28 protein-coding genes and 2 tRNA genes are annotated in these 26,243 nt (G+C 61.6%); 11 read left to right on the top strand and 19 right to left on the bottom strand.

All coding sequences use genetic code 11. The features are described 5' to 3' along the window. On the top strand, positions 1-223 hold a 223-nt coding region (locus AACR14_RS16145; RefSeq protein ID WP_041236089.1), incomplete at its 5' end, for a hypothetical protein. A 15-nt stretch (positions 224-238) separates the two neighbouring features. Here AACR14_RS16145 and AACR14_RS12905 read toward each other — a convergent pair. Beyond that, positions 239-313 (bottom strand) — tRNA-Gly (locus AACR14_RS12905). 38 nt (positions 314-351) lie between these two features. Further along, positions 352-436: transfer RNA gene (locus AACR14_RS12900), tRNA-Tyr, on the bottom strand. Positions 437-699: 263 nt separating this feature from the next. Here AACR14_RS12900 and coaA point away from each other — a divergent pair. Then, positions 700-1,638, top strand: a complete 939-nt coding sequence (gene coaA / locus AACR14_RS12895) for a type I pantothenate kinase (RefSeq protein WP_019446470.1) — start codon at positions 700-702, stop codon at positions 1,636-1,638. An 80-nt stretch (positions 1,639-1,718) separates the two neighbouring features. Here coaA and birA read toward each other — a convergent pair whose 3' ends face one another. Further along, entirely contained in the window at positions 1,719-2,684 is a 966-nt protein-coding gene (gene birA, locus AACR14_RS12890; RefSeq protein ID WP_019446469.1) for a bifunctional biotin--[acetyl-CoA-carboxylase] ligase/biotin operon repressor BirA, read from the bottom strand. Next, positions 2,681-3,718 (bottom strand): UDP-N-acetylmuramate dehydrogenase, encoded by a 1,038-nt coding sequence (gene murB, locus AACR14_RS12885; RefSeq protein WP_019446468.1) that lies wholly within the window; start codon positions 3,716-3,718, stop codon positions 2,681-2,683. The genes birA and murB overlap by 4 nt, the downstream gene beginning before the upstream one ends. Positions 3,719-3,845: 127 nt before the next feature. Here murB and AACR14_RS12880 point away from each other — a divergent pair, with 127 nt between their 5' ends. Both AACR14_RS12880 and AACR14_RS12875 read left to right on the top strand, forming a co-directional pair. Next, positions 3,846-4,499, top strand: a complete 654-nt coding sequence (locus AACR14_RS12880) for a potassium channel family protein (RefSeq protein WP_005339863.1) — start codon at positions 3,846-3,848, stop codon at positions 4,497-4,499. Further along, on the top strand, positions 4,496-5,851 hold the full coding sequence (locus AACR14_RS12875; RefSeq protein WP_005341850.1) for a TrkH family potassium uptake protein: 1,356 nt from the start codon (positions 4,496-4,498) through the stop codon (positions 5,849-5,851). The genes AACR14_RS12880 and AACR14_RS12875 overlap by 4 nt, the downstream gene beginning before the upstream one ends. Positions 5,852-5,891: 40 nt before the next feature. On the opposite strand, the gene AACR14_RS12870 is transcribed toward AACR14_RS12875, so the two are convergent. Then, positions 5,892-6,722 carry a cupin domain-containing protein gene (locus AACR14_RS12870; protein ID WP_019446467.1) on the bottom strand — a complete coding sequence of 277 codons (831 nt, stop codon included), beginning with the start codon at positions 6,720-6,722 and terminating at the stop codon, positions 5,892-5,894. Between the two features lie 101 nt (positions 6,723-6,823). Between AACR14_RS12870 and AACR14_RS12865 the strand changes: the two genes are divergently transcribed. Both AACR14_RS12865 and AACR14_RS12860 read left to right on the top strand, forming a co-directional pair. Next, the gene (locus AACR14_RS12865; RefSeq protein WP_019446466.1) at positions 6,824-7,357 is read left to right on the top strand and encodes a carboxymuconolactone decarboxylase family protein; all 534 of its coding nucleotides are present in this window, start codon (positions 6,824-6,826) and stop codon (positions 7,355-7,357) included. Between the two features lie 13 nt (positions 7,358-7,370). Then, positions 7,371-7,811 (top strand): DUF417 family protein, encoded by a 441-nt coding sequence (locus AACR14_RS12860; RefSeq protein ID WP_005357613.1) that lies wholly within the window; start codon positions 7,371-7,373, stop codon positions 7,809-7,811. Positions 7,812-7,851: 40 nt separating this feature from the next. Here AACR14_RS12860 and AACR14_RS12855 read toward each other — a convergent pair whose 3' ends face one another. From AACR14_RS12855 to AACR14_RS12840, 4 genes are all read right to left on the bottom strand, one after another. Then, complete coding sequence (locus AACR14_RS12855; RefSeq protein WP_019446465.1) at positions 7,852-9,825, bottom strand: DNA topoisomerase III; 1,974 nt, start codon at positions 9,823-9,825, stop codon at positions 7,852-7,854. Between the two features lie 67 nt (positions 9,826-9,892). Then, positions 9,893-10,258: a response regulator gene (locus AACR14_RS12850; RefSeq protein WP_237714701.1), complete on the bottom strand. Its 366-nt coding sequence runs from the start codon at positions 10,256-10,258 to the stop codon at positions 9,893-9,895. Next, positions 10,206-10,406 carry a hypothetical protein gene (locus tag AACR14_RS12845; protein WP_237714700.1) on the bottom strand — a complete coding sequence of 67 codons (201 nt, stop codon included), beginning with the start codon at positions 10,404-10,406 and terminating at the stop codon, positions 10,206-10,208. Before AACR14_RS12845 ends, AACR14_RS12850 begins: the two co-directional genes overlap by 53 nt. A 55-nt stretch (positions 10,407-10,461) precedes the next feature. Beyond that, a complete protein-coding gene (locus tag AACR14_RS12840) occupies positions 10,462-12,429 on the bottom strand; it encodes an ATP-binding protein (protein ID WP_019446464.1) in 1,968 nt (655 codons plus the stop codon). Between the two features lie 276 nt (positions 12,430-12,705). On the opposite strand from AACR14_RS12840, the gene AACR14_RS12835 reads away from it, so the two are divergent. Together AACR14_RS12835 and torA are read left to right on the top strand one after the other, a co-directional pair. Beyond that, positions 12,706-13,836 carry a NapC/NirT family cytochrome c gene (locus tag AACR14_RS12835; protein ID WP_005339847.1) on the top strand — a complete coding sequence of 377 codons (1,131 nt, stop codon included), beginning with the start codon at positions 12,706-12,708 and terminating at the stop codon, positions 13,834-13,836. A gap of 23 nt (positions 13,837-13,859) precedes the next feature. Then, entirely contained in the window at positions 13,860-16,340 is a 2,481-nt protein-coding gene (torA, locus tag AACR14_RS12830) for a trimethylamine-N-oxide reductase TorA (RefSeq protein ID WP_019446463.1), read from the top strand. Between the two features lie 85 nt (positions 16,341-16,425). Here the strand turns inward: torA and AACR14_RS12825 are convergent, their stop codons facing one another. From AACR14_RS12825 to AACR14_RS12810, 4 genes are read right to left on the bottom strand one after another with little or no spacing between them, the layout of a single operon-like run. Further along, a complete protein-coding gene (locus AACR14_RS12825; protein WP_005339830.1) occupies positions 16,426-16,887 on the bottom strand; it encodes a hypothetical protein in 462 nt (153 codons plus the stop codon). A 41-nt stretch (positions 16,888-16,928) separates the two neighbouring features. Continuing rightward, entirely contained in the window at positions 16,929-18,278 is a 1,350-nt protein-coding gene (locus AACR14_RS12820) for a sensor histidine kinase (RefSeq protein ID WP_019446462.1), read from the bottom strand. Beyond that, positions 18,275-18,931: a response regulator transcription factor gene (locus AACR14_RS12815; protein ID WP_005339826.1), complete on the bottom strand. Its 657-nt coding sequence runs from the start codon at positions 18,929-18,931 to the stop codon at positions 18,275-18,277. Before AACR14_RS12815 ends, AACR14_RS12820 begins: the two co-directional genes overlap by 4 nt. Positions 18,932-18,952: 21 nt before the next feature. Then, positions 18,953-19,291 (bottom strand): PepSY domain-containing protein, encoded by a 339-nt coding sequence (locus tag AACR14_RS12810; RefSeq protein ID WP_005339825.1) that lies wholly within the window; start codon positions 19,289-19,291, stop codon positions 18,953-18,955. Between the two features lie 63 nt (positions 19,292-19,354). Between AACR14_RS12810 and AACR14_RS12805 the strand changes: the two genes are divergently transcribed. Then, positions 19,355-19,603 carry a PepSY domain-containing protein gene (locus AACR14_RS12805; protein ID WP_013724184.1) on the top strand — a complete coding sequence of 83 codons (249 nt, stop codon included), beginning with the start codon at positions 19,355-19,357 and terminating at the stop codon, positions 19,601-19,603. On the opposite strand, the gene msrQ is transcribed toward AACR14_RS12805, so the two are convergent. Together msrQ and msrP are read right to left on the bottom strand one after the other, a co-directional pair. After that, positions 19,600-20,226, bottom strand: a complete 627-nt coding sequence (msrQ, locus tag AACR14_RS12800) for a protein-methionine-sulfoxide reductase heme-binding subunit MsrQ (protein ID WP_019446461.1) — start codon at positions 20,224-20,226, stop codon at positions 19,600-19,602. The genes AACR14_RS12805 and msrQ overlap by 4 nt on opposite strands. Continuing rightward, on the bottom strand, positions 20,217-21,218 hold the full coding sequence (gene msrP / locus AACR14_RS12795; protein WP_019446460.1) for a protein-methionine-sulfoxide reductase catalytic subunit MsrP: 1,002 nt from the start codon (positions 21,216-21,218) through the stop codon (positions 20,217-20,219). The genes msrQ and msrP overlap by 10 nt, the downstream gene beginning before the upstream one ends. 368 nt (positions 21,219-21,586) lie before the next feature. Between msrP and AACR14_RS12790 the strand changes: the two genes are divergently transcribed. After that, positions 21,587-22,069: a DUF1097 domain-containing protein gene (locus tag AACR14_RS12790; protein WP_005339809.1), complete on the top strand. Its 483-nt coding sequence runs from the start codon at positions 21,587-21,589 to the stop codon at positions 22,067-22,069. Position 22,070: 1 nt separating this feature from the next. Here AACR14_RS12790 and AACR14_RS12785 read toward each other — a convergent pair whose 3' ends face one another. The 4 genes from AACR14_RS12785 to cydH all read right to left on the bottom strand — a co-directional run bounded on the left by AACR14_RS12785 (position 22,071) and on the right by cydH (position 25,468). Next, entirely contained in the window at positions 22,071-23,351 is a 1,281-nt protein-coding gene (locus tag AACR14_RS12785) for a sigma 54-interacting transcriptional regulator (protein WP_019446459.1), read from the bottom strand. After that, a complete protein-coding gene (locus AACR14_RS12780; RefSeq protein WP_409013766.1) occupies positions 23,348-23,875 on the bottom strand; it encodes a hypothetical protein in 528 nt (175 codons plus the stop codon). Before AACR14_RS12780 ends, AACR14_RS12785 begins: the two co-directional genes overlap by 4 nt. Further along, on the bottom strand, positions 23,872-25,272 hold the full coding sequence (locus tag AACR14_RS12775) for a sensor histidine kinase (RefSeq protein ID WP_005339801.1): 1,401 nt from the start codon (positions 25,270-25,272) through the stop codon (positions 23,872-23,874). The genes AACR14_RS12780 and AACR14_RS12775 overlap by 4 nt, the downstream gene beginning before the upstream one ends. 103 nt (positions 25,273-25,375) lie before the next feature. Further along, positions 25,376-25,468 (bottom strand): cytochrome bd-I oxidase subunit CydH, encoded by a 93-nt coding sequence (cydH, locus tag AACR14_RS12770; RefSeq protein WP_005339800.1) that lies wholly within the window; start codon positions 25,466-25,468, stop codon positions 25,376-25,378. 124 nt (positions 25,469-25,592) lie between these two features. Between cydH and AACR14_RS12765 the strand changes: the two genes are divergently transcribed. Continuing rightward, positions 25,593-26,168, top strand: a complete 576-nt coding sequence (locus tag AACR14_RS12765; RefSeq protein ID WP_019446456.1) for a 2-amino-4-hydroxy-6-hydroxymethyldihydropteridine diphosphokinase — start codon at positions 25,593-25,595, stop codon at positions 26,166-26,168. The last annotated feature ends 75 nt before the right edge of the window (positions 26,169-26,243 follow it).

Here is a 26,243-nt window from a genome sequence, read left to right as displayed (position 1 = left end):
CGTGGTCAACGTGGCCGATGGTACCCACGTTAACGTGCGGTTTATTACGCTCAAATTTTTCTTTAGACATGATCGTCCCTCTAAACTAACGCTGAGTACGCGGTGGCAAGCTAACCACAGAACAGTTTATATGATGGATTTGAATCTGGTGGGAAAGAGAGAGGTGCTGATGGCTGGTTCGCTTGCCGAACTCACCCTAGGGTGCGGCTCTGCTAACGCCTGAGCCATATCAGCATCTTGGAGCGGGCAGCGGGAATCGAACCCGCATCATCAGCTTGGAAGGCTGAGGTAATAGCCATTATACGATGCCCGCATTTCTCTAACCCAAAGAACTCAAACCGCAGAGAAATATGGTGGAGGGAGAAGGATTCGAACCTTCGAAGGCAGAGCCGTCAGATTTACAGTCTGATCCCTTTGGCCGCTCGGGAACCCCTCCAGACGCCAGATTGTCACAACGGTAATTCTGCTTGCACCCGTTGTGTTTATCGCTTTTGCACGGCAAATAGACGACAGACAGTCAAGCGTCGCGCATTTTATTGTAAGGTTTTGGGGGATGCAACCATTGAACCCGGCAAAATATGCTTTATTGCTGGGAAGTTTGCAAAAAAGTGGGGGCAAACAAGCCAATCCTGCTGCGTCCCTTGTCGCTCCCCCACCCTTGGTGTATGGTCGCCGTGCCCAAGAAACAGTGATGACACCATGACGACAGAGCATAACCCCTATCTGCAATTCACCCGCGAACAATGGGCGTTATTGCGCGATTCGGTCCCCCTGACCCTGACCGAACACGATCTGCAAACCCTGCGCGGGATCAACGAGAAGGTGTCATTGCGGGAAGTGGAAGAGATCTACCTGCCTCTCTCCCGCCTGCTCAATCTCTATGTCAAAGCCAAACAGCGTCGCAGCCGGGTGCTGGAGCAGTTCCTCGGCCAGTCCCGTGGCAAGGGCACCTATATCATCAGCATTGCCGGCAGTGTGGCGGGGGGCAAAAGCACCACGGCCCGTATTCTGCAGGCCCTGCTGGAGCGCTGGCCGGAACACCCGCGGGTGGAACTGGTCACCACCGACGGCTTCCTCTATCCCAACAAGGTACTGGAAGAGCGCGGCCTGATGCGCCGCAAGGGGTTCCCGGAATCCTACGACATCCGCCATCTGGTGGAGTTTGTCGCCAATATCCGCGCCGGTCACGAGAAGGTCGAAGCGCCGGTTTACTCCCACCTTATCTACGACATCATTCCCGATGAGAAGAAGGTGGTGGAGCAGCCGGACATCCTGATCCTGGAAGGGCTCAATGTGCTGCAAAGCGGCATGGATTACCCTCAGGAGCCCCATCGGGTCTTCGTGTCGGACTTCGTCGACTTCTCCATCTATGTGGATGCCGATGCCGAACTGCTGCGTACCTGGTATATCGAACGGTTCCTCAAGTTCAGAAGCGGTGCTTTCTCGGATCCCGACTCCTACTTCCATAACTACGCCAAGTTGACGGAGAGTGAGGCGACCCAGATCGCCAGCAACATCTGGCAAGAGATCAACTATCTGAATTTGCAAGAAAATATCCTGCCAACGCGTGAGCGAGCCAACCTGATCATGACCAAGGGCCATGAGCACGCCATCGAGCAGATCAAACTGCGCAAATGATGACTGCAGTTGCCGGATAACGAAGAGGGGGCCCGCAGGCCCCCTCTTCTATTTGGCATCATGAGCAGCCTTGCTGACCCTCAGTCGCCCCGGCGCAGGGAGAGCTCGCCCCCCAGATAGAATTTGATCCCTTCACCTGTCTCCAGTCGCAGGGCGCCGCGATCGTCGATGCCACGGGCGATGCCGCGGATCTCCAGATCTCCCATCAGCAGGCGCACCGGACGGCCGGCAAAGTGATCGAGCCGGTTCCACTCATCGACAAAGCTTGCCAGCCCCTGCTGTTCAAAGGTGTGCAGCGCCCGCTGCAGATGGACGATCATCCGGGCTGCCAACTGATTGCGATCGACCAGCTCGGGATTGATGTGGCGCAGCTCGGCCCAGGCCTGATCGATCTTCTCACCTTCGCGGGCAGGCATCGCCAGATTAAGACCGATGCCAATCACCAGATGACAGCTGGCCCCGGCGCTACCGCTCATCTCCACCAGTATCCCCGCCAGTTTGCGGCCCTGATAGTAGAGGTCGTTCGGCCACTTGAGCTCGACCCCCTGATAACCAAGGGACTCCAACGCTTCAACCACTGCCACGCCGACCGCCAGACTCAGCCCCATGGCCGCCGCCATGCCTTGTTCAAGTCGCCAGTACATGCTGAGGATCAGCTGGCAACCGAACGGCGAAATCCAGGGTTTGCCACGACGACCGCGCCCGGCTGTCTGACACTCGGCCAGACAGCTCTCGCCGGAGCGCAGCTCATTGACCCGATCCAGCAGGTGTTGATTGGTCGAGCCAATGACCGGAAAACAGTGCACCGGTGCCATCGGGGCCAGTGCCTGCAAGGTAGCCTGATCATAGAGCGCCATCGGCACCGCCAGCCGGTAACCCTTGCCGGTCAGGCTAAAGAGATCCAGCCCCAGCTCCTTGAGCGCCGCCATGTGTTTGCTCACCGCCGCCCGGCTGATGCCGAGCTGCTCACCCAGCTGTTCGCCGGAGTGAAACTGGCCGTCGCTAAGCAGAGTGATCAGAGTCTGTCTGATGGGAGTAAGGGTCATGAGAGCACCTCGTCGAGCCAGGTTTCACCGTGCGCGCCCATAAAACGCACCTCATGCTCCAGCAGCACGCCAAACGTCAGCTCCACGCTGTCGCGGACATGAGCCGCCAGCGCGATCAGCTCCATGGCACTGGCGCCCCCCAGATTGACCAGCACCAGCGCCTGCTCCTGATGAACAGCGGCGCGGCCGATGGCGAAACCTTTCAAACCGCACTGATCGATGAGCCAGCCCGCCGCCAGCTTGGCCTTCCCTTCTCCGGCCGGATAGCAGGGCATCTGCGGGTAGCGCGCCTTGAGATTCTCCGCCAGCGCGGCAGGCACCACCGGATTCTTGAAGAAGCTGCCCGCATTGCCGAGCACCGCAGGATCCGGCAGTTTGGCCATGCGGGTGGCACAGACGGTATCGAAGATGGCCTGTGCCGAAGGCGCGTCACCGAGCGCCGCCAGTGGGCCATAGCCCTGCACCGGTTGCCACGCCTTGGGCAGTTTGAGCCCGACGGCGGTGATCAGGTGGGAATCCTGATACTCGTGTTTGAAGATACTGTCGCGATAACCGAAGCGGCACTCTGCCGCCGCGATCCGTTCAATTTCGCCACTCTGCCAGTTGAACGCCTCGACATAGGCGCAGAAGTCGGCCAGCTCAACGCCATACGCACCGATGTTCTGTACCGGCGCCGCACCGACCGTGCCGGGAATGAGCGCCAGATTCTCCAGCCCGCACCAGCCCTGTTGCAAGGTATGGCGCACCAGCTGATGCCAATCTTCACCGGCCGCCACATGGAGCAACCAGTGATCGCCACCATCTTCGGCGGTAATCCCCTTGAGCCGGTTGAGCACCACCAGACCGAGAAAATCCGTGGTGAAGAGCATGTTGCTGCCGCCGCCCAGATTGAGGCGCGGCAGCTGGTTGAGCTGCGGATCGGCACGCAGGGTCGCCAGATCGGCAACCTGCTCCACCTCGGCCAGCCAGAGGCAGTACGCATCGAGGGCAAGGGTGTTGAGCTTCAACAAAGAGGCGTTGGCATTCAGTTTCATCGGTCTATCCCGGCTTGGTGCAAGGGCGCAGTCTACCTCAAGTTGCCCCATGACGAAAAACCCGAGCCCTTTTCGGGGGAATAGCAGTGGTTTAGAGTAGGCGACTTCAACTGCTGAGGAACAACTCATGAACAACCAGTTTGCCGTCATCGGCCTGGGCCTGTTTGGCAGCGCGCTGTGCGAAGAGCTGCAACGGCAAGATGCCGAAGTACTGGCCATCGATATCGACGAGAGCAAGACCCGGCAAATCGCCGCCCTCTGCAATCACGTTATCGTGGCGGATGCCACCGATGAGGCCACTGTGGCCGAGCTGGGACTGGCCAATTTCGATATCGTCTTCGTTGCCATCGGTGACAACCTGGAGACCAGCATCCTCACCACCCTCGTCTTGAAAGAGGCGGGCGTGAAGAAGGTGTGGGTCAAGGCGCGCGACAAGTTCCACGCCAAGATCCTGCAGAAAGTGGGCGCCGACAAGGTAATCAACCCGGAGTGGGACATGGGCCGCCGGGTCGCCCAGAGCATGCTGGACAACCGGCTGTTCGACTATCTGGAGCTGGGCCACGACATGGTGCTGACCGAGTTCGTGATTGGCCTGCAACAGAACGGCCGGGAACTAGGCGACTTCCACCTGCTGCAACAGAGCGATTTCCAGCTGCTCGCCATCAAGCGTGGTGATGTGCTGCACAACGTACTGACCGGCAAGATGGAGCTGCAACTGGGCGACATCCTGATCCTGGCGGGCAACAAGCACGCCATCGACCACTGGCTCGAAACCCTATGATCAACTGGCGCAGCAGCTACGCCTTCGCCCTCCATCGGGAGCAGGACTCTCGCTGGAGCGAAGCCCGGCTGATCCTCGGCAGCTTTCTGATCATTCTGCTGATTGGCACCATCTTTCTGGTGCAACCCTCCAGCCACAATGGCGAGGTTACCTTCGTCAACGCCCTGTTTACCGCCACCTCGGCCATCAGCGTGACAGGTCTTGGCGTGGTGGATACCGGCACCGCCTTCACCCTGCAGGGGCAGATTTTCCTGCTGATGCTGATGGAGATCGGCGGTCTGGGCCAGATGACCATGACCCTGCTGCTGATCGCAATCTTCAGCAAACGGGTCGGTCTGCGCCAACAGGTACTGGCCAAGGAGGCGCTGGGACAGGAAGGCTCGGTCAACATCATTCAGCTGGTCAAACGGATCGTGCTGTTCGCCTTTATCGCCCAACTGATCGGTACCGGCATCATGGCGATCCGCTGGGTGCCCGAGATGGGTTGGGTGCACGGCCTCTATGTCAGCTTCTTCCACGCGGTATCAGCCTTCAACAACGCCGGGTTTTCGCTGTTTGCCAACAACCTCATCGACTATAGGGACGACCCCATCATCAGCCTGACCATCGCCGGTCTGCTGATCCTGGGGGGGATCGGCTTTACCGTCATCGTCGATCTGGTGCGCAACCGCCGCTGGCGCAAGCTGAAGCTGCACAGCAAGCTGATGTTGCTGATGACCCCGGCGCTGCTGCTGGCCGGTACCTTGATGTTCTGGCTGCTGGAACACAACAACCCGGGCACCCTCGGCAAGGCCGGTATCGGTGGCCAGCTGCTGGCGGCCTTCTTCCAGTCTGCCAGTGCCCGTACCGCCGGTTTCAATACCATAGATATCGGGCTGATGACCCCGGCGGCGCTGCTGTTTCTGATGATGCTGATGTTTATCGGTGCCGGTGCCACCTCGACCGGTGGCGGTATCAAAGTCACCACTTTCGCGGTTGTGCTGCTGGCGACCAAGGCGTTTCTGACCAAACGACCTCATGTCACCGCTTTTGGCCGCACCCTGTCGCCCCAGATCGTGACCCGATCGCTGGCCATCATCATCGTCAGCACCATGGTGCTGATGCTGGCGATGTTCCTGCTGATGGTGACCGAGGATCTGCCGTTCGACAAAATCATGTTCGAGACCATCTCGGCATTTGCCACCGTCGGCCTCTCCACCGGCATCACCGCCTCCCTGAGCGAGCCGGGCAAGCTGATCCTGGTGCTGGTGATGATCTGCGGCCGTCTCGGCCCGCTGACCCTGGCCTTTATGCTGGCCCGCCCGGTCGAGACCCGCATCCGTTATCCGGAAGAGAACGTCTATACTGGCTGACCAGCCATGAACACGGGGCAGCCACTGGCTGCCCCGTTTTTTATTCGGCTTGTTGCTGCGCCTTGAGCCAGCGCCCCGGGCTCACCCCCAGCTCCCGCTCGAATGCCCGACCAAAGGCAACACTGCTGCTGTATCCCGCACCCAGCGCCACCTGCACCATGGGCTCCCCCGCCAGCAGTTGCTGGCAGGCGCGCGCCATGCGCCAGTGGGTCAGATAACCAAGCGGCGCTTGACCGACCCGCTCCTGAAACCTCGCGGCAAAGCGGGCCCGCGACATGCCGGCCTCCCGCGCCAGCGTGGCCACCGTCCAGGGTTCATCCCCACGCTGATGCATCACCGAGAGCGCCTTGGCCAACTGGGGATCGGAAATACCTGCCAGCATCCCCTGCTGACACACCCCTTGCTCGACCAGATGACGCAGCAGCAGGATCAACAGTACCTCCAGCAAGCGGGAGATCAGCGGATCCTGCCCGTAGCGGGGGTGAAACGCCTCGTCAAACAGCTGACTCAGCACCGGCGTCAGGGCAGGCAACTCCCTTAGCGGCAGCACCAGCGAGCCCGGTAATGCCAGTTGCAACGGCGATGCGCCCCCCTTGCCGAATGCGACATTGGCGCACACCAAATCACAACCCCCCAGCGTTCTGGGTTCAAGCTTGTGAGGACGTCCCCGAGGGAACAGGAGCAGGGTCGGCTCCTCGAGCAGCAAGCTTGCTCCCCCCTCTTCACGCAACATGACGGCGCCACTGCGCAGCAGATGAAGATGTCCGCCACTCGGATAATCATCACTGGAGGAGTTCTGGCACAGGTTGCCAGCGAAGAAGATCTTGGCTTCGGGGGAGGCATGAACCAACAGGGCAGAGAGCGGATCCATATTTGAGACGAATAGTATTTATTTGCAGACGATGAGTGATAAACCGTATCACGAATGACGGCACACTGTCTCCCGTACCTTCACTACCACAGGAGAAGATCATGAGCCGTATCCAACCAATATCCCAGCCGCAACCCGCAGCCGCCCAGACCCTGACTACCCTTCACCGCAATCTGGGTATGGTGCCCAACCTCTACGCCACACTGGCCCACTCGCCAGCCCTGCTCAATGGCTTCCTGGCCTTTGCCGAGGCGCTTGGCAAGGGGCGCCTCACTGCCCCACAACGGGAGTTGCTGGCACTGGCCATAGGTCAAGCCAACGCCTGCCAATACTGTTTGTCTGCCCACACACTACTGGCGGGCAAGGCCGGATTCTCGGCCCAGGAGATCCGGGCAGCCCGACTCGGCCAGGCCTCGGCTCCCCTTGATCACGCCCTGCTGCAACTGGCAACGGCACTGGTCAACCAGCGCGGGGTGATCAGTGACGAGCAGCTTGCTAGCGCCCGTGCCGCAGGCGTAGATGACGAGCTGCTGCTGGAGGTGCTCGGCCAGGTGGTGGTCAATACCCTGACCAACTATGGCAATCACCTGGCGGCGACCGAGATCGACTTCCCGCCCGTCACTCTGACCCCTTAAACAAGGAGCCCCCATGCAGCAACATGACAAAGGCTTTCTGGTCGCCCTGGCGGGCGTGGTATTGACCCTGCTCTGGATCGGCGTCTTCAAGTTTACCCCGACAGAGGCAGCCGCCATCAAACCACTGGTAGCCAGCCACCCCTTGATGAGCTGGCTCTATGGCCCCCTGTCGGAACAGAGCGTATCGAACCTGATCGGGGTGGTCGAGATAGTGATCGCCATCGGGCTGGTCGTGGGTCTGTGGCAACCTCGCATCGGTTACTGGTGCAGCATGGGGGCTATCGTCACCTTCCTGGCGACGCTGAGCTTCCTGCTGACTCTGACAGGTGTCTGGAAGATGGTTGACGGCGTGCCAGTCACCGAGTTCTTCCTATTCAAGGACTTGGTGTTTCTCGGTGTGGTTCTGCACTACCAGCACAGGATCCGTGCCAGCTTGTCCACTCAGGCAGCCTGACAACAATGCCTTTGGCGCCCAGGATGGGCGCCTTTTTTCGTTATGCAGCCCTGGTCTGGCGCTTGCTGGTCGTCTTGCGCGGTCGGGGCCCGCCAGTCGTGCTGGCCGCCGAACTCTTACGCTTGGTAAAACGCCGCTTGCCGGCACCCGGCGCCTCCTTGGGCAGGGCGCTGAAGCTGGCGCCGGAGTCCTGCCGCGCCCCCTCGATCAGGCCGTTGAGCTGCTCGGTGAGCGGCCCCATAAACTGCTGGTAGCTGCCGTGGCGCTCGGCGATCTGGCCGAGGCTCTGCTCCCACAGCGCCGTCATATCCGGCGTGGTGGCAGTAGCAGGCAGCGCCTGCACCAGCGCGCGCCCGGTCGGGGTCGCCTTGATGCTCTTGCCCTGACGCACCAGAAAGCGGCGCTTGAACAGCAGGTCGATAATGCCCGCCCGGGTCGCTTCTGTGCCGAGACCATCGGTGTCGCGCAGGGTCTTGCGGATCTCGGGATCATGCACATAGCGGGCGATGCCGGTCATGGCCGCCAGCAGGGTGGCATCGGTGAACGACTTGGGCGGCTGGGTCATTTTCTCCTGCAGTTCGCCCCGCTCGCACAGCAGTTGCTCTCCCTCTTTCAGGGCAGGCAGCGTGCCCGCCTTCTCTTCGTCGTCATCCTCCTCCACCCCGAGCAGTGCCTTCCAGCCTGCCTTAAGGATGCGCCGCGCCTTGGCCTGAAACAGGCCACCGGCGATGCGCAGCAGCACCTTGCTGTCGTTGTATTCGAACGGGGGATAGAACTGCAGCAGATACTGGCGGGCAATCAGGCCATAGAGCTTCGCCTCGTCGGCCCCCAGCGTGGCGGGGTTGCCCTGCTTCTCGGTGGGGATGATGGCGTGGTGGGCATCCACCTTGCTGTCGTTCCACGCCTTACTGCGGATCTTGCCGTCCGCCTCGGCAACTGCCTTGGCCAGCGCGGGCGCAGTAGCGGCGATGGCGCCGCGCACCTGCTCGGCCCGCTTGAAATGGTCGGTCGGCAGATAGCGGCTATCGGAGCGCGGATAGGTGATGAGCTTGTGGCGCTCGTAGAGGCTCTGGCAGATGTCGAGCACTCGCTTGGCATCCATGCCGAAGCGCTTGGCGGCATCGATCTGCAGGCTGGAGAGGTTGTAGGGCAGCGGCGCCGCCTGTTTGCGGGCCTGCTCCTCCACCGATTCGACCTGTGCGGGTTGGCCGTTGATCCGGCTCACCACCTTGTCGGCCAGCGCCCGATTGAGCACCCGCCCCTCCTCGTCCTGCCACGGCAGGCAGGCTTCCGATGGCAGCCACTTGGCGGTGAAGCGCTCGTTGCTATCGGTCAGCAGATGGGCCAGCACCTCGTAGAAGGGTTTGGGGACGAAGGCCTCGATCTCGAGATCCCGCCGCACCACCAGCCCCAGCAGCGGGGTCTGCACCCGGCCAACCGAGAGCAGCTCGCTGCAACCGGCCTTGCGCCCGAGCAGGGTGTAGGCGCGGGTCATGTTGATGCCATAGAGCCAGTCGGCCCGACTGCGGGCCAGTGCGGAAACCGCCAGCGGCACGAACTCCTTGTTATCCCTCAGTTTGTCGAGGGCGCGGCGCACCGCGGGCGGGTTGAGATCGCTGATGAGGCAGCGCTGCACCGGCTTGGTTTTCGGGTAGCCGAGAAAGTCGATCACCTCATCCACCAGCAACTGCCCTTCCCGGTCCGGGTCACCGGCGTTGACCACGCAGTCCGCCTGCTTGATCAGCCGCTTGATGACGGTGAGCTGGGTTTTGGTCTTGGGCTTGGCCACCAGCTGCCACTGGGCGGGGATGATGGGGAGATGCTCCATCCGCCACTGCTTGAAGGCGGCGTCATAGGCATCGGGCTCGGCCTGCTCCAGCAGATGGCCGATGCACCAGGTGACCACATCACCCTGGGCTGTTTCGATAAAACCGTCGCCCTTCTTGTGGGGCTTGGGCAGGGCATCGGCAATGGCGCGGCCCAGCGTGGGCTTCTCGGCGATAAAGAGTCGCATCGGTGGCTACCTGCAATACTGTATATGCAGACAGTATACAACTGCCACCGCGAAAGCCCAACTGCCCCTACTCGTCGAACGGGTGATCGTGGATGGCGGCAAACAGCCGCGCCTGATTGAGCAGCGGCGCATAGTGGAAGGCATTTTCGCCATCTTCCGCCAGCAGGTAGTCGGTCAGCTGTTCGCGCACCGCCTCTTGCAGGGTCTCCAGCTTCCACGGCTTGGCGAGGTAGTAGTGCAACCCGCCGCGATTGACCGCTTCGACGGTGGCCTCCAGCCCCGCTTGTCCGGTCAGCAGCAATTTGCGGCTGGCACGGGTGGAGGCTCGCCGGTTCAGCTCCACCAGAAAATCGACCCCCAGGGTTCCCGGCATGATGTGGTCACAGAGGATCAGCGCCAGCTTGTTGCCGTCGCTCTCCCACTCCTCTACCACCGCTCGCGTCTACCACCGCTCGCGCCTCATCGACACTCTCGGCAGCCTCCAGCTCGAAGTGGGAACGGAACGGGGCGAGATCGTGGATCACCGCATCCAGCACCTCCCGCTCATCGTCCACACACAGGATCAGATAGTGTTTGTTCATTGCTCCTCCTTGGCGACATGGTTTGGCACGCCGCGCGATTGATGCTGGCGACGGCTCAGGCCGCATGCTCCTTGTTGTGATGAAGTTCGCCTCCGTAACCGACCTGCCCCATGCCGTCCAGCGGCAGACAGACCCGCATCCGGGTGTAACGGCCCGGCTCGGAGGCCACCTCGATCCGGCCGTGGTGCTGCTGAACTATCTGCAGCGAAACGCTCAGACCAATACCGAGGCCGAAATGTCCCTCCCGCTTGGTGGTGAAGTTGAGATCGAAGATCCGCTGCCACAGCTCGGGCTCGATGCCGCAACCGCTATCCTCGATCTCCACCATGACCCACTCGGGATCCAGCAATCCGGTACGGATGGTGAGTCGCCCCGGGCCGCTCATGGCATCCAGACTGTTGGCGATCAGGTTGGTCCACACCTGTTGCAGGGCGATGGGGTGACAGCGCACCAGCGGCAGCGGCTGGTACTCCTTGCAGAGCTCATGATGCTTGAGGCGGTTTTCGAAAATCATCAGGGTATCTTCCAGCCCCTCGTGCAGGTCCACCAGCGAGGGCTCGTCCCTGTCCTGCCGGGCATACTGCTTGAGGCTCTTGACCAGATCGCCGATGCGACGGGCACACACTTCGATATTGCGCAGGAAGCTGCCGGTCTGCTGGAACAGCTCCAGCCGGGCGAGCAGCGCCTCCCGCTCGTCGGCAGTGCGGCTGGCAAACCAGCGCTGCCAGTTCAGCTCGTCATCCAGATTCATCTGCACCGCCAGCCGCGCCTGCTGACGATCGCCAAAGCGCCCCTCCGCCAGCCGGGTCTTGTCACGGATCTCGCTGGTCGAGACCGGCTGTGAGGAGAGCGCCTGACAGAGGGTCTGGTTGCCCAGCCCCTTGATGGTTGCTGGCAGCTCGAGATTGACCAGATCGGGGATGGCGGCCCGCAAGGTCTCGCTGCCACGGATAATGGCCGCCACCGGGTTGTTCAGCTCGTGGGCGACACCGGCCACCAGTTGACCCAGCATCGCCATCTTTTCGCTCTCCACCAGCTGGGCGTGAGCGGCATCGAGGGAGTTGAGGGTCTGTTGCAGCCGCATCTCGGTGCGGATGCTGTTTTGCAGACGGCGGTTGAAGTGGCGCAGCAGCAGGTTGGTAAAGGAGGGGAGCAGTTCGCTGCGCGCCTGCATCACCCGGGAGAATTGCAGCTTGTCGAGCTTGATCACCTCGGCACCGGTCAGGGTCACGCCGGTGGTGAAGGCGGGTTCGCCGGTGACGAAGGACATGCCCCCCACCAGCGAGCCGGTACGGTAGTGCACCACCTCCTGATCGATCCCCTGCTCGTCCCGCTTGCGCAGCACCACCTCCCCCTTGGCGATAAACCAGAGGAAGCTGTTGGGCTCCCCCTCGCGGGTCAGCACATGGCCCGGGCTGTAGTGGCGGCAGACCCGCTCCTCGTCATTGCCCTCGAAAAACTGGTAGAGGCCGTCGATCACCACCCGCGACAGCTCTTCATCGCTGCAGTGGGTATAATCCATAAAGCCCTGCCGATAGGCTGCCAACTGGCGATCGACATGGGCTCGCAGCAGCTTCTGGTTGTCGAGCACGGCGGCATAGCTCAGCAGATCCGCATCGGGACGCTGCAATACAAAGTGGCTGGCCTGCTCGATCACCGCCCGGCGCAGGCTGCCATCGCGCCAGGGGCGTTGCAGGTAGTAGTCGAGACGACCGAGGTTCACTGCCTCGATGATCGATTTCATCTCCGGCTGGCTGCCCAGCAGGATCTTGCGGCACGCCTCGTGACGGCTGCCGAGGCGGATCAGAAAATCGGCCCCTCTCCCATCCCCCAGCTCGCTGTCACACACCACTACGGCGGGTGGCTGCCCCTTGCGATCCAGCTCGTCCAAGGCCAGCTCCGCCGACCCCTGACCGACCACCACCACCAACGCGAAATGGCCGAGCAGCGGAGCCAACTCCTGTTCGAATTCGGCCAGCAGTTGCACGTTGGCGGCGACACACAGCAGTGAGAAAGGGCTCATCAGCGACACTCCGTTGAGGCTCACTGCTCACTATATCAGCGAATCTTGTGGGGTTTTGCGAGGGGGCTAACAGCTGTCGCGGAAAGTGCACAAATAGATAAAACAGAAAACAACTGAATCTAATTCAGCAAATATATCAATAACAAAATAAAAGACAAAATGTGACAACAATCAAAAATATAAACCATGATGGAGGTCAACGCCTTATCCCTATCATTACTACTACTATTGGACTAGTACTATGTAGGTAATTATTGACCGTAGGAAAACGCCGCCATGATTGGAAAACTGATAAGAAAAACCTGGTTCTGGCTCCTGCTGCTCGGGGCCCTGCTGGGTGTCGCGGCACTGGGTGTCACCGTGACCGTGCTGCACAAGACCAGCTCCACCGAATTCTGCGTCTCCTGCCACTCCATGCAGACTCCGCTCGCCGAGTATCAGGGCAGTGTCCACTTCCAGAACACCAAGGGGATCCGCGCCGAGTGCGCCGACTGCCACATCCCGGGCGACCCCACCTCCTACCTGTGGACCAAGATCCGCGCCGTGAAGGATATCTATCACGAGGCGATCGGCACGCTGGATACCCCGGAAAAGTATGAAGCCCACAAGCTGCGGATGGCCCAGTCCGTCTGGGACGAGCTGAAAGCCAACGACTCCGCCACCTGCCGCAGCTGCCACAGCTACGAGGCGATGGACATTCTGGCCCAGCGCCCCAATGCCCGTGCCGAGCACCCGGTCGCCATCAAGGAGGGCCAGACCTGTATCGACTGCCACCGCGGTGTCGCCCACATCATGCCTGACATGAGCGGCCTGGCTGCCGCCGGTGCCAGCGAGCTGGCGCAGGCTGCGGCCCAGACTCCGGCCAACGTCACCACCCGCTACGCCATCGCCACCACCCCGCTGTTCCTCGATGCCGCCGCCAAGACCGACGAAGGTACCCTGATGCCTTCGACCAAGGTGGAAGTGCTGGCCAACGAAAACGGCCGCGCCAAGGTGCAGATCGAGGGCTGGCAACAGGATGGTGTGAGCGAAGTGTTCTACGCCGCACCGGGCAAACGGATCCTCAGCGTACTGGTCGGCGATGCCGCCAAGAAAGCACTGGTCACCGGACAGAGCGAAACCGACAGCGCCACCAACCTCACCTGGCATCAGGTCAAGCTGACCGCCTGGGTCGACCAAAGCCAGCTTATCGGCGATCAGGGCAAGCTGTGGCAATACGCCTCCACCCTGATGTCCAACAACTGTACCGGCTGCCACGGCCTCACCGCGCTGGATCACTTCAATGCCAACCAGTGGATCGGCGTCATCAAGGGGATGGAATCTCGTACCTCCCTGACCCCGGAACAGGCTCGCATGTTGACCCAGTATGTCCAGAAACACGCCAGTGACATGAGCGCGGCCCACTAAGGCTGGCACAGAGGAAAACCGTTATGACTTTTTTCAATGACAAGAAGACCAATCTGTCCCGCCGCAACCTGCTCAAGGGGCTCGGCGCCTGCGCAGCCCTGCCCCTGCTCGGCGGCATTTTTCCCAAGAGTGCGCTGGCGCAAGCCATCAGCACCGCATTGAGTCAGTTCCCGACTCTGGTGCCCGCCCAGAAGGGCATTCTGACTGGCGCCCACTGGGGTGCTTTCGAGGCGATCGTCGAAGATGGCCGCATGGTGCGCGTCCAGCCGGTGTCCGATGATCCGGCGCCGAACGATCTCATCGACATGGCGCCGTTCCAGGTGCACGCCAAGAACCGCATCAAATACCCCATGGTACGCAAAAGCTGGCTGGAGCATGGCCCGGGCGCCAAACCCGAGCTGCGCGGTGCCGACGAGTGGGTGCGAGTGAGCTGGGACAAGGCGATCGAACTGGTGGCCGGTGAAATCCAGCGCGTGCAGAGTGACTTCGGTCCGCAGGCGATCCACGCCGGTTCCTATGGCTGGAAAAGCGTCGGCATGTTCCACAACAGCCGTACCCTGCTGCACCGCCTGATGAACCTCTCCGGTGGCTTCACCGGTTATGCCGGTGACTACTCCACCGGTGCGGCTCAGGTGATCATGTCCCATGTGATGGGCTCCATCGAGGTGTACGAGCAGCAGACCGCCTGGCCCAACGTGGTCGAGAACGCCGAACTGGTGGTGCTGTGGGGGGTCAACGCTCAGGTCACCCTGAAGAACAGCTGGAACATGCCGGACCACGAAGGTCAGGCCGGTTTCATGGCGCTGAAAGAGAAGGGCACCCGCGTCATTAGCATCGATCCCATCTACAACGAGACCGCCAAGCTGGTCGGCGCCGAGTGGATTGCGCCGAACGCCTACACCGACGTGGCCATGATGCTGGGTGTCGCTCACACCCTCTACACCGAGAAGAAGCACGATCAGGCCTTCCTCGATCGCTACACCGTCGGCTTCGACAAGTTCCTCGCCTATCTGCTCGGCAAGGATGACGGTCAGCCGAAGAGCGCCGAATGGGCGAGCACTGTCTGCGGCGTCGATGCCAAGGTTATTCGCCAGCTGGCCCTCGATATGGCCGCCAAGCGCACCATGATCATGGCCGGTTGGGGGATGCAGCGTCAGCAGCACGGCGAACAGCCGAACTGGATGCTGGTCACCCTGGCCTCCATGCTGGGCCAGATCGGCCTGCCGGGCGGCGGCTACGGCTTCAGCTACCACTACTCCTCCGGTGGCAGCCCCACCGCCAAGGGCGGCATTCTGGCGGGTATCTCCGCCGGCAACGCACCAAAGAACAGCCCGGCACCAATCCCGGTGGCGCGCATCGCCGACTGTCTCGCCAACCCGGGCAAGACCATCGACTTCAACGGCCGCAAAGTGACCTATCCGGACATCAAGCTGGTCTACGTGGCGGGTGGCAACCCCTTCCACCACCATCAGGACACCAACAACCTGCTGCAAGCGTGGCGTAAGCCGCAGACCGTGATCGTGCACGAGCCCTACTGGACGGCGACTGCCAAGCACGCCGATATCGTGCTGCCGGTCACCACCAGCTACGAGCGCAACGATCTGGAGATGGGTGGCGACTACTCCCAGCGCTATGTGTTCCCGATGCACCAGTGCGTGCCGCCCCAGCACGAGTCCCGCAACGACTTCGATATCTTCAGCGCCATCGCCGCCAAGCTGGGCGTGCAGGAGCAGTACACCGAAGGGAAGGACGAGATGCTGTGGCTCAAGCAGATGTACGACGGCATGGCGGCGCAAGCCCGTGGTGCCCGCGTGGCGCTGCCGCCGTTCAACATGTTCTGGGAATCCAACAACTACATCCGCTTCCCGATCCCCGAGGCCAACCGCCAGTGGATCCGTCACGCCGATTTTCGCGAGAATCCGCTGCTCAACCCGCTCGGCACCCCGTCCGGCAAGATCGAGATCTTCTCCAACACGGTGGCGGGGATGGATTATGCCGACTGTGCCGGCCATCCCAAGTGGTATGAGCCCAGGGAGTGGGTGAAGAGCGAGGTGGCGGCGCGCTATCCGCTGTCGCTCAACACCTCCCACCCGACCCAGCGGCTGCACTCCCAGCTCGACAACACCCCGCTGCGGGACAAGTTCGCCATCGCCGACCGCGAGGCGATCATGATCCATCCGCTGGATGCCAAGGCTCGTGGCATCGCCCAGGGGGATCTGGTGCGCGCCTTCAACGAACGCGGCCAGATTTTGGTGGGCGCCCTGCTCTCCGAGGATGTGCGCCAAGGCGTGGTGCGGATCTGCGAAGGGGCCTGGTACGACCCGGCCAAGCCGGGCGAAGCGGGTAGCATCTGCAAGAACGGCAACGTCAACTGCCTCACCTTCGACGAGGGCTCGTCCAGCCTGGCACAGGGCAACTGCGGCCACATGGCCCAGCTGCAGATCGAGAAGTACACAGGCCCGGTACTGGCCAACACCGCCCACGCGGTACCGGCCAACAGCTAAGGCGATTGCCACCCAATAAAAACGGCGCCATCAAGGCGCCGTTTCTTTATCTGCCTGCCAAAGCTCAGGCATGGTCGGGACGGGTTTAGAACTCCCCTTCCTCCATATACTCCTGCGCGCACTCAACCAGCTGCGGCCACAGCTCTTCCGGCACCCATGCGTCCGGGTCATCTTCGTCCCCGTCGTACTGGCTCCAGAAATAGCGGCGCAGGCCGGAGGCAAACTCGTCGCTGATCTCGGCCAGCTCCGAGAGCGGTCCCAACCAGGCGATGCGACGCAGGCCGGAGGCGAGATCGTTGATGGCATCCATCAGGGTGCGATCGTCGAAGCTCTGCTCCACCAGCAGGGTGAAGCGCTCGCGCGCCTGCTCGGTCTGCTCTTCATCCAGCTCGCCCACATCGGCCAGCAGGTCGACAAAATCTTCCAGAAGGAACGCGATCAGGCCATCCCTGTCTTCAAACCACTGGATCTGGGCGCCCTTGACCCCCAGCACAGAGGCATCAAACGAATCGTCAAGGTGACACAGTGCCCACGGATCGTCGGTCATGCTTCTCTTCCTCAGGCTAAAACAAATGCCATATGTTATGCCTAGCTCTCGACTCTTGCCACCTTGGGCAACGAGAGGGAGGCGGCCAGACCGCCCAGTTCGGCGCGGCCCATGATGAAACTGCCACGATAGGCTTCCGCCAGGTCGGAGACGATGTTGAGACCCAGGCCCGAGCCCGGCACCTTCTCATCGAGCCGCACCCCGCGCAGTACCGCCTTGGCGATCTGATCCTCGCTCATGCCGGGGCCGTCATCCTCGATACGCAGGGTGATCCAGCCTCCCAGCTCGGCGCTGGAGATGCGCAGCTCGCTGGCAGACCACTTGAAGGCGTTCTCCAGCAAATTGCCCACCATCTCGTCGAAGTCCTGCTCCTCCACCCCGACCGCCAGATTGGCGGGTACCTGCAGATCCACCGTCTTGCCCGGATAGAGGCGGGAGAAGGCGCGGCAGATATACTCCACCCGCGCCCGCACCGGGGTCGAGACCCCGAGGATCTTGGCGGCGCCGGTCACCCGCGCCTTGCCGAGGTGGTAGTCGATATGGCGCTGGATCTGGTCGAGCTGCTCGCCGATGGCGGCCTGGTCCTCCGGCGGCAATTGAGCCACCTGATTGCGCATGATGCTGAGCGGCGTCTTGAGGGCGTGAGCCAGATTGCCGGTGTGGGAGCGCGCCCGCTGCAGCAGCTCGCCGTAGTGGTGCAGCAGCCGGTTGATATCCTCCACCAGCGGCTGGATCTCCAGCGGATAGCGCAGCCGGAACCCCTCCTGATGACCCTCGTGAACCCGCCCCAGTTCGCGGCGCAGCAGGTGCAGCGGCCGCAAGCCGTAGACTATCTGGAACATGAAGCCGAGCACCAGACCGGCGGCAGCAAAGCCGAGACCGAGGAACAGGCTGATCCGAGTCTTGTTGAGGGTCTGGGTCAGGGCACTGCTGTCCTTGGCCATCACCAGAGTGAAGACCCGATCCGAACCGGGCAGCAGCACGGTGCGGGTCATGATCAGCAGGGGCTCCTTGTTGGGCCCCTTGCCGACGAAGAGGTCAGGATCGCCAAACGCCGACTTGAGGCCGTCGCTCTTCAGGTTGGTATCCCACAGGGAGCGGGAGCGCCCCACCACATCGCGGCCCAATTCCAGCTGCCAATAGTAGCCGGAGTAGGGCTGATTGAAGCGGGGATCGGAGAGGGAGCCGGTGACCACCGGCAGGCCGGTTTTGGCCACTTCCAGCCGGGAGAGCAGATCATAGAGCTGCAGGCGCAAGCCGTCGGCCTCCGCCTCCTGCCAGTAGTTGCGCATCATGGTCTGCAGGCTGAAGCCGGTAGCGAACAGAAACAGCCCGCACCACACCAGCGCGATGGCGAGCAGTCGCCCCCGCAGGGTTCTGACCAGCCTCATTCGTTGATCCGGTACCCGAGGCCGCGCACTGTTTCAATCAGGTCCGGGTTGGTTTTCTTGCGGATCCGGCCGATGAACACCTCGACGGTGTTGGAATCGCGGTCGAAATCCTGGGCATAGATGTGGTCGATCAGCTCGCTGCGCGATACCACCTTGCCCCGGTGCTGCATCAGGTAACCCAGCACCCGGAACTCATGGGCGGTCAGCTTGATAGGGGTCCCTTCGTACCACACCTGCGATGCCGCCATGTCGAGCCGCACCCCGCCGATCTCCAGAATGGAGCTGGCGTTGCCTGCCGCCCGGCGCACCAGCGCATGGACCCGCGCCACCAGCTCTGCCACCTGGAACGGCTTGGTCAGGTAGTCATCGGCACCGGCGTTGAGCCCTTCGATCTTCTCGTGCAGCTGACCACGGGCGGTCAGCACCAGCACCGGGGTATCGATCCCCTTGCTGCGCCACTCTTTCAGCACGCTCAGGCCATCGCGCCCCGGCAGACCGAGGTCGAGAATGATGGCATCGTAAGGTTCGGTCTCGCCGAGGAAACCGGCCTCGTTGCCGTCGTGGCAGAGGTCGGTGACAAAGCCGGAGAGGCGCAGCTGTTCAGCCAGCTGGCCAGCCAGAATTTTTTCGTCTTCAACAATCAGAATTCGCATGAACAGGCTTCCACACAGGGGTTATTCATCATCCTCGACCGGGGGCTTTGGCGGTTCGAACAACCGCTCCAGATGGTGGCCCTTGGCCCACACCAGCTCAAGGTTGTCAGCCCGATAGGCTACCTTGATCACGCTGTTTTCCCGATCGATGACTCGCAGTTCATAGAGCCAGATACCATCCTCTTCCCCCAGATCCACCCGCAACACCCGCACCGGCAATCTGGCCGCCACCTCCATCATTTCATGGAAGGGCCGAACCCGTCCCTCATGGACAGCTTGCTGCAGCATGGCTTCATCAGGCGTGACCGCCTGTGCCAGCAACGGCAGCAATAACCCAAGCAGAGGGAGCGCTCTATTCATGGATGATTCATCTCCAAAAACCTAACATAATGGCGTTTATAGTCTGCCAGCCATGAATCCGGAATGAATATGATCCCGCGCAGTTTCCTGCTGATCCTTTGCCTGTTGAGTGCCACAAGCTGGGCGGCCCAGAGCCGTCTCGACATGGCCGGGCTGGTCAAACTCCTGCTGGCGCAAGGGTATCACGACATTCGGGAAGTGGAGCTGGAAGGGGACAAATTCGAGGTCAAAACCCTCAATCGCCAGGATCAGAAGGTGCATCTCATCGTCGATGCCTACACTGGCGAGATCAAACAACAAGAGGCCGATTAGGCCTCTTTTGCATTCCAGCGTCCCCGCCAAGGACGCAGCAGCTTCTCTCGCCTCGGCCAGAGCAGGGCGCAGGCCAGCAGCAGGTAGATGAGGGGCTCCCCCCAACCGCTCTTGAGCGACCACCAGTAATGCACCGGCACCAGCAGGGCGAGGGCATAGACCCAGTTGTGCAGCTTCTGCCATGCGGCACCCATGCGGCGCTGCAATGCGGGCAGCGAGGTGATGCTGAGGGCGGCCAGCAGCAACAGGGCCACCATCCCCACCACGATATAACTGCGCTTGACCAGCTCGCCGCCAATCAGACCCCAGTCAAACTGCAGATCCAGCCCCAGCCACGCCATAAAGTGGAGCAGCGCCCAGGCAAAACACCAGAGCCCGAGGGGGCGGCGCAGCTTGATGAGCTGCCCCTGCCGCCAGCGCTTGGCCAGCGGCGAGACCAGCAGGGTGAGCAGCAGCAGATTGAGCGCCCCCTTGCCAAGGTAGTGGATAAGCTCGGGCACCGGATCCCCCCCCAGCAGACCAGCCGGAATGGCAAAAACCAGCCAGAGCAGGAAACCCAAGGAGCCCAGATGCACCAGCGCCCGCAAGCCGCTGATATGGGCCGGTTTCAATCTCAGTACCATTGGCGCAGATCCATCCCCTGATAGAGCGAGGCGACTTCGTCACCATAGCCGTTGAACATCAGGGTCGGCTGACGCTTGGCGCCAAACACCCCGCCCTCGCCGATAAAGCGCTCGCTGGCCTGACTCCAGCGCGGATGATCCACCTGCGGATTGACGTTGGCGTAGAAGCCATATTCGTTGGGAGCCAGCAGGTTCCAGGTGGTCGGCGGCATCTCCTCTACCAGCCGGATCGAGACGATGCTCTTGATGCTCTTGAAGCCGTACTTCCACGGCACCACCAAACGGATCGGCGCGCCATTCTGGGCGGGCAGGGTCTTGCCATAGAGCCCCATCGCAAGGAAAGAGAGCGGGTGCATCGCCTCGTCGATACGCAGCCCCTCCACGTAGGGATACTCGATACCGCCCCCCAGACTGGAGGCCTGTCCCGGCAGCTGTTTCGGATCAAACAGGGTCTCGAAGGCGACAAACTTGGCGCGACTGGTGGGCTCGGCGCGGCGGATGATCTCCGCCAGCGAGATACCGTTCCAGGGCAGCACCATGGACCAGGCTTCGACGCAGCGCAGCCGGTAGATCCGCTCCTCCAGCTCGCTCTTGTTGATGAGATCCCACACATCGAGGGTAAAGGGCTTGGCCACCTCCCCCTCCACCTTGAGGGTCCAGGGTTCGGGCTTGAGGTAATGGCCGTTGCGAGCCGGGTCGGACTTGTCGGTGCCCAGCTCATAGAAGTTGTTGTAACTGGTGGCCTTCTCTTCCGGTGTCAGCACCAGATTGGCCGGGCGCTCGGCAGGCTTGCTGTTGAGCGGCCTGGTGGCTAACTGGGGAGCATCCTCTTTGCCGCGCAGCAGATCGAGTACACCGGCATGAGTGGGAAACGCCAGGGTGGCCGCGCCCAGCCCCAGCCCTTTGAGAATAAGGCGGCGGTCCTGATAGACGGCTTCCGGGGTGACATCCTGTTCGGTGAGGGGGTGGGCGGTACGACGCTTGATCAACATGAAAAACTCCCGGGGCTGAGTGAGGCAGTATGGATAAGACCCGCCCCGGCAGATTTTTATTTCACACAAATTTACATCATGTGGTGCAGGGGCAGTGCCTTGGCCATGGTGCCGACCAGAAACAGGACTACGAACACCAGCAGGGGAACGATCACATTTGGCGCCATCAGACTCACTCCATGAGCAGGACAGGGCCTCTAACTATGGCCGACTGTCAGGCCGGTCACCAATGAATTTTTTTCGCGAGCGCAAGCGTATTCCTGAGTTGAAAAGGGTGATGAAGATCACACACAATTCCACCCCCGCTTGCCGCCCCGATTGCCGGGGGTAGGCTGCCCATTTTGCGAAGCCAACTGAAGAGTCGCCCCATGAGCCCACTGATCGCCATCGCCATCACCACTGGAATTCTCTCCGCCGTCTGGGGCTGGATTGCCGTCGCGTTCGGCCTTATCTCCTGGGTCGGCTTTCTCGGCTGCACCAGCTATTTCGCGTCAAGCGGTGGCTACAAGGCGCTGCTGCAGACCATCTTCTGCAACACCAGCGGCATGCTGTGGGCACTGCTGCTGATCCATGGCGACAGTCTGTGGGGAGCGGGCGTGGCGGGTTATGTGATGACGGGGGTGGTCGCCACCCTGATGTGCGTACAGGCCAAGCAGCAGTGGCTCGGCTACATTCCCGGCACCTTTGCCGGTTGCTGTGCCACCTTCGGGGCGGCTGGCGAGTGGCGGCTGATCCTGCCCTCCCTCATCATTGGCGCCTTGTTCGGTTACCTGATGAAGGCGAGCGGCCTCTGGCTCTCCCATAAAACTCAAAAAGCCGATGCCGCTCCGGCGGTAGTTGATCCCGCCTGATTTATCCCTTCGATTTGAAGTTTGCAGCTTCGATACCGTGCCGATTCAATAACTTGTAAAAATCGGTACGGTTTCTGCCCGCCATGTTGGCCGCCAGGGTCACGTTGCCCTCGGTGGTGCGCAGCAAACGGATCAGATACTCCTTCTCGAATTCGGCCCGCGCCTCGTTGAACGAGGGGATGCCGCCGCCACCGCCGCTCAGGGCGGACTCCACCATGGAGACCCCGATCACCGGACTGCAACAAAGGCTGGCGAGTTGCTCCACCACGTTGCAGAGCTGGCGCACGTTGCCGGGCCAGGCAGCGGCCGCCAGCATCGCCAGCGACTCGGGCGAGAATCCCATGGCGGCGCAGTCACTGTGGCGGCTACGGTAATCGTCGAGCGCCTGACGGGCCAGCAGGGGGATATCCTCGCTGCGGGCACTGAGAGACGGCAAGGTGATATTGGCAACGTTGAGACGGTAGAAGAGATCTTCCCGAAAGCGCCCCTCCTCCATCGCCTTGACCAGATCCTGATGGCTGGAGCTGAGCACCCGCACCTCCGGCGTGCCCTGACCATACTCCTCCATCACCTGCAGCAGCTTGGCCTGCAGGGATTCGGAGAGGCTGCCAATCTCGTCGAGAAACAGGGTCGCCCCCTTGGCCTGCTCGAACAACCCTGACTGACCATCTTCACCAAACAGCTGCAAGTCGAGTGACGCCCACGGAATGGCGGCACAGTTGATGGTATGGAGCGGCTCGTCGCGCCGCTGGCTGGCCTGATGCAGCGCCTGCGCCATCGCCCCCTTGCCGGAGCCTGACGGCCCCATGATCAGCACCGGTACCTCCATGGTCGCAATGCTGTGGGCTTGGATCAGCAGCTGTTCCAGCTGGGGATTGCGGGTCAGGATCAGCGACTGCCACTCCTGCTGCTGTTTCGGCCGCGTCAGACTCAACGCATGTTCGATGGTGGCGAACAGCTCATCCTTGTTGATGGGTTTGGTCAGAAAGCTGAATACGCCGGAGCGGGTCGCCTGAATGGCGTCCGGGATGGTGCCGTGGGCGGTCATGATGATCACCGGCAAACCCAGCCACTGGGCTTGGATCCGCTCGAACAGCGCCAGACCGTCCATGCCAGCCATCCGCAGATCGCTCAGCACCAGATCGGCCCGTTGCTGACGCAACCGGTCGAGGGCCCCTTCCGCACTGTCGGCGGTATCCACTTCATAACCCTGACTGCGCAGCCGCATGCTCATCAGTTTGAGCAAGCTGACGTCGTCATCCACCAACAGGATCCGGCTCATGGTATTACCTCACGATTCTCGTTCAGCTTGCGCTGGTTGAGCTGGTCGTCGATGGCGGTCAGCTGCTCGATCTGGCGGCGCAGCCGCTGGATCTCCTGACTCTGGTCATCGCGACGGCTGTCGCGGGCCAGCAGCTGCTCGCCAAGGGCGATCCAGCTGCGCAAAAAGGCCTGCGCATCGAGACCCAGCTCGGGCAGCATCTGCTTCAGGCGCGCCATACCGGCGGTGCGATTTGCCACCGATTCGGCGGGGTGGGAGTCCACCATGGCCAGACTGACCCGGCTCTCCAGATCGTCAGCCCCTTTCAGACGCTGACGCTCCTGCACCCGTTGCTGGGGGTGACTGGCCAGCAGCCAGTCGGAGTATTGCAGACGCACCTGCATCTCCTTGTTGGCAAACTCCATCCGCTTGGCAAAAGCGATATCGGAGGACTCCCGCTGTGCCTGTTGCGGCAGCAAGGAGCAACCCGCGAGCAGCCCTGCCATCAGAGCTGGTAATACGCGTTGTATCTTCATAGTCCTCATTTCAACGTCAACCTGAAACAGACATCAGCCTGTTCATCCTCTACCAGAACCAGTTCCCCCCCCAGGCTGTTGGCAGACTCGCGGGCGATGGAGAGGCCCATGCCCGAGCCTTTCAAGAGACCTTGCCGCACAGTGCTGCCCTGCTCGAAGGGTTCAAAAATGCGTTGCTGATCGGCCACGGGGATCTTGGGCCCCTCGTTGGCCACTTCCAGCCAGCTTATCTGTTCATCCTGCCCTGCCCTGATCCAGATATTGCCCCCGCTGGCGCCGTAACTGACGGCGTTGGAGAAGAGGTTATCGAGGATCAGTCGTAGCCGGTAGGGCTCCGCCCACAGGGTAACCGGCACGGTCGGCAAGTGTACACGGATCTGCTTGGACTCCAATGCCAGCCGGTACTCGGCAGAAAGTTCCGACAACATCGGCAGCAGGGGGACGGGCTCCAGTTCGAAGGCCTCCTGCTGACTGAGCCGGTTGAAGTCGAGCAGCCGCTCGATCAGGGTCTGCAGGCGCCGACTGTTCTCATCGAGCATCTGGCAGATCTCCAGCTGATCCGGCGTCAAAGGCCCGACCAGCTGCTCGCAGAGCAGATCCGTCCCTTCCCGCAGCACCGCCAGCGGGGTCTTGAGCTCGTGGGATACATGGCGCAGGAACTGGTATTTCTGCAGCTCCAGCTCCTTGAGTTTGTCGTGCAGCCAGACGATCCGCTCCCCCAGCAATACCAGCTCGGCAGGGCCGTCAACCGGCTTGGGATCGGGTTCGACCCCGGCACCCAGACTCAAGATGCGCGACTCAATCTGTCGTACCGGGTGGATGATGAGGTAGGTGAAGATAAAGACCATCAGCAGGCTGAGCGCCGCCACCGCTCCGCTCACCCACCAGAGCTCACTGGTCAGTCCGGCAATGGTGAGCTGCACCCGATCCATGTGTTCGTCAACCCGGCTGCGGGTGACTATTTCGAGCTGCTTGTTGGCATCGTTGAACTGCTCCAGCTTGTCCCCCGCTGCCGCCGCCCGGGCCAACGCGGCATCCTGCAGGCTGTCGAGCCAGGCCAGCCCCTGATCGAGCCCGCTGTAGAGCTGGCCGTCGGTGATGGAGTTGCGGTGTTCCGCCAGCAACACCCGATAACCATCGAGTTGCTGCTGATAACTGGTGAGACTGCGGCGATCCCCCAGCACCGCGAAACGGCGCAAGGTGCGTTCGATATCGATGGCTTGCGCCGTCAGCAGGGTGGCGCGGCGGGTATCCTTGACCGCCCGCTCCATCTCGTCGCTGGTGAGCTGACTGAGGTGGGCAAGGGAGGTGCTGTTGTGCCAGATCATGCCGCCCAGCGGCATCAATACCAGCACAAATCCCATCAATACCACCTGCAGCAGGGAGCGTGGGCGAACCTTGGTCATCATCTCTTCTCTTGCATTCTCACCGGTGCGCCAGCATAGCCGCACCGCCCCAAAAAACAAAACCGGCCAACAGGCCGGTTTGTATTATCTGGATTGTGGTGATTCACGCCAACGCGACTGAGGCCAGACAGATAATCATGATCATCGCCAGCGCGCCCGAGGCGGTCAACAGCGCCCATTTCAGCTCCACACTCATGCAAACCTCCTTTCTGCCAATCAGTGCCGGATCACAATAGATAAGACAATGTTAAGCCATAGTTAATCCGATAACCGTGAGCTGCGTATACATTTCAGATGAGCCCAACCCCGGGAAGGTGAGCATGTTCTATCTGTGTAGCATTGGTTCCAATATTGACCCGCATATCCATGTCAGCCGCGCGCTGGCCGAGCTGCTTGCGAACGTCGGCCCCCTGCGGCTGAGTTCGGTGATCCGCACCAAGCCGGTGGGAATGCACTCCAGCCACGACTTTCTCAACTGCCTGCTGGTAGTGGAGAGCCCGCTCGATACCGCCCGCCTCAAGCAGCACTTTGTCGCCCTCGAGGTGGCTCACGGCCGGGATCGCCGCGATCCGCTCTGCAAGGTGCACGATCGGCCGCTCGACATCGATATTCTGGCCAGCAACAGGAGCGGTGACTTTGCCACGGCAGAGGTCGATTCCTATCTGGCGGAGCTGCTGGCCGAGCTCTATGGCCATGGCGAGGTGCATGACCCTAAGGTGGCGCTGCAAGTGACGCTTCCTGCCCCGTCGGGCAAGCTCAAACCCGGCAAGGGCTTGCTGACCCGGCAGGTCGGGCTGGGGCCGCTGGTGCTCGGCAACCTATCAGAGGGTGGCCAGCGCACGCCCGCCATCTACCTTGATGCTGGCCCCCGTCATATAACTGTTCCCCATCAGTAACTGCACCGCCTGCCAGATGGGCTCAAGTCCCCCCTCCCGCGCCAGCGGTGTTTTCGCCAACACCTGCTGGCGACA

This window comes from Aeromonas sp. 159 (assembly GCF_963862045.1).
In the GTDB taxonomy this organism is placed as follows: Bacteria; Pseudomonadota; Gammaproteobacteria; order Enterobacterales; family Aeromonadaceae; genus Aeromonas; species Aeromonas veronii.
This window is presented reverse-complemented; position numbering and strand designations above follow the sequence as displayed.

Excerpts from the sequence above, each read along its gene's own strand:
- coaA (WP_019446470.1), top strand. The coding sequence starts at position 700 with ATGACGACAGAGCATAACCCCTATCTGCAATTCACCCGCGAACAATGG.
- birA (WP_019446469.1), bottom strand. The coding sequence starts at position 2,684 with ATGACCCTTACTCCCATCAGACAGACTCTGATCACTCTGCTTAGCGAC.
- murB (WP_019446468.1), bottom strand. The coding sequence starts at position 3,718 with ATGAAACTGAATGCCAACGCCTCTTTGTTGAAGCTCAACACCCTTGCC.
- AACR14_RS12880 (WP_005339863.1), top strand. The coding sequence starts at position 3,846 with ATGAACAACCAGTTTGCCGTCATCGGCCTGGGCCTGTTTGGCAGCGCG.
- AACR14_RS12875 (WP_005341850.1), top strand. The coding sequence starts at position 4,496 with ATGATCAACTGGCGCAGCAGCTACGCCTTCGCCCTCCATCGGGAGCAG.
- AACR14_RS12870 (WP_019446467.1), bottom strand. The coding sequence starts at position 6,722 with ATGGATCCGCTCTCTGCCCTGTTGGTTCATGCCTCCCCCGAAGCCAAG.
- AACR14_RS12865 (WP_019446466.1), top strand. The coding sequence starts at position 6,824 with ATGAGCCGTATCCAACCAATATCCCAGCCGCAACCCGCAGCCGCCCAG.
- AACR14_RS12860 (WP_005357613.1), top strand. The coding sequence starts at position 7,371 with ATGCAGCAACATGACAAAGGCTTTCTGGTCGCCCTGGCGGGCGTGGTA.
- AACR14_RS12855 (WP_019446465.1), bottom strand. The coding sequence starts at position 9,825 with ATGCGACTCTTTATCGCCGAGAAGCCCACGCTGGGCCGCGCCATTGCC.
- AACR14_RS12845 (WP_237714700.1), bottom strand. The coding sequence starts at position 10,406 with ATGAACAAACACTATCTGATCCTGTGTGTGGACGATGAGCGGGAGGTG.
- AACR14_RS12840 (WP_019446464.1), bottom strand. The coding sequence starts at position 12,429 with ATGAGCCCTTTCTCACTGCTGTGTGTCGCCGCCAACGTGCAACTGCTG.
- AACR14_RS12835 (WP_005339847.1), top strand. The coding sequence starts at position 12,706 with ATGATTGGAAAACTGATAAGAAAAACCTGGTTCTGGCTCCTGCTGCTC.
- torA (WP_019446463.1), top strand. The coding sequence starts at position 13,860 with ATGACTTTTTTCAATGACAAGAAGACCAATCTGTCCCGCCGCAACCTG.
- AACR14_RS12825 (WP_005339830.1), bottom strand. The coding sequence starts at position 16,887 with ATGACCGACGATCCGTGGGCACTGTGTCACCTTGACGATTCGTTTGAT.
- AACR14_RS12820 (WP_019446462.1), bottom strand. The coding sequence starts at position 18,278 with ATGAGGCTGGTCAGAACCCTGCGGGGGCGACTGCTCGCCATCGCGCTG.
- AACR14_RS12815 (WP_005339826.1), bottom strand. The coding sequence starts at position 18,931 with ATGCGAATTCTGATTGTTGAAGACGAAAAAATTCTGGCTGGCCAGCTG.
- AACR14_RS12810 (WP_005339825.1), bottom strand. The coding sequence starts at position 19,291 with ATGAATAGAGCGCTCCCTCTGCTTGGGTTATTGCTGCCGTTGCTGGCA.
- AACR14_RS12805 (WP_013724184.1), top strand. The coding sequence starts at position 19,355 with ATGAATATGATCCCGCGCAGTTTCCTGCTGATCCTTTGCCTGTTGAGT.
- msrQ (WP_019446461.1), bottom strand. The coding sequence starts at position 20,226 with ATGGTACTGAGATTGAAACCGGCCCATATCAGCGGCTTGCGGGCGCTG.
- msrP (WP_019446460.1), bottom strand. The coding sequence starts at position 21,218 with ATGTTGATCAAGCGTCGTACCGCCCACCCCCTCACCGAACAGGATGTC.
- AACR14_RS12790 (WP_005339809.1), top strand. The coding sequence starts at position 21,587 with ATGAGCCCACTGATCGCCATCGCCATCACCACTGGAATTCTCTCCGCC.
- AACR14_RS12785 (WP_019446459.1), bottom strand. The coding sequence starts at position 23,351 with ATGAGCCGGATCCTGTTGGTGGATGACGACGTCAGCTTGCTCAAACTG.
- AACR14_RS12780 (WP_409013766.1), bottom strand. The coding sequence starts at position 23,875 with ATGAGGACTATGAAGATACAACGCGTATTACCAGCTCTGATGGCAGGG.
- AACR14_RS12775 (WP_005339801.1), bottom strand. The coding sequence starts at position 25,272 with ATGACCAAGGTTCGCCCACGCTCCCTGCTGCAGGTGGTATTGATGGGA.
- cydH (WP_005339800.1), bottom strand. The coding sequence starts at position 25,468 with ATGAGTGTGGAGCTGAAATGGGCGCTGTTGACCGCCTCGGGCGCGCTG.
- AACR14_RS12765 (WP_019446456.1), top strand. The coding sequence starts at position 25,593 with ATGTTCTATCTGTGTAGCATTGGTTCCAATATTGACCCGCATATCCAT.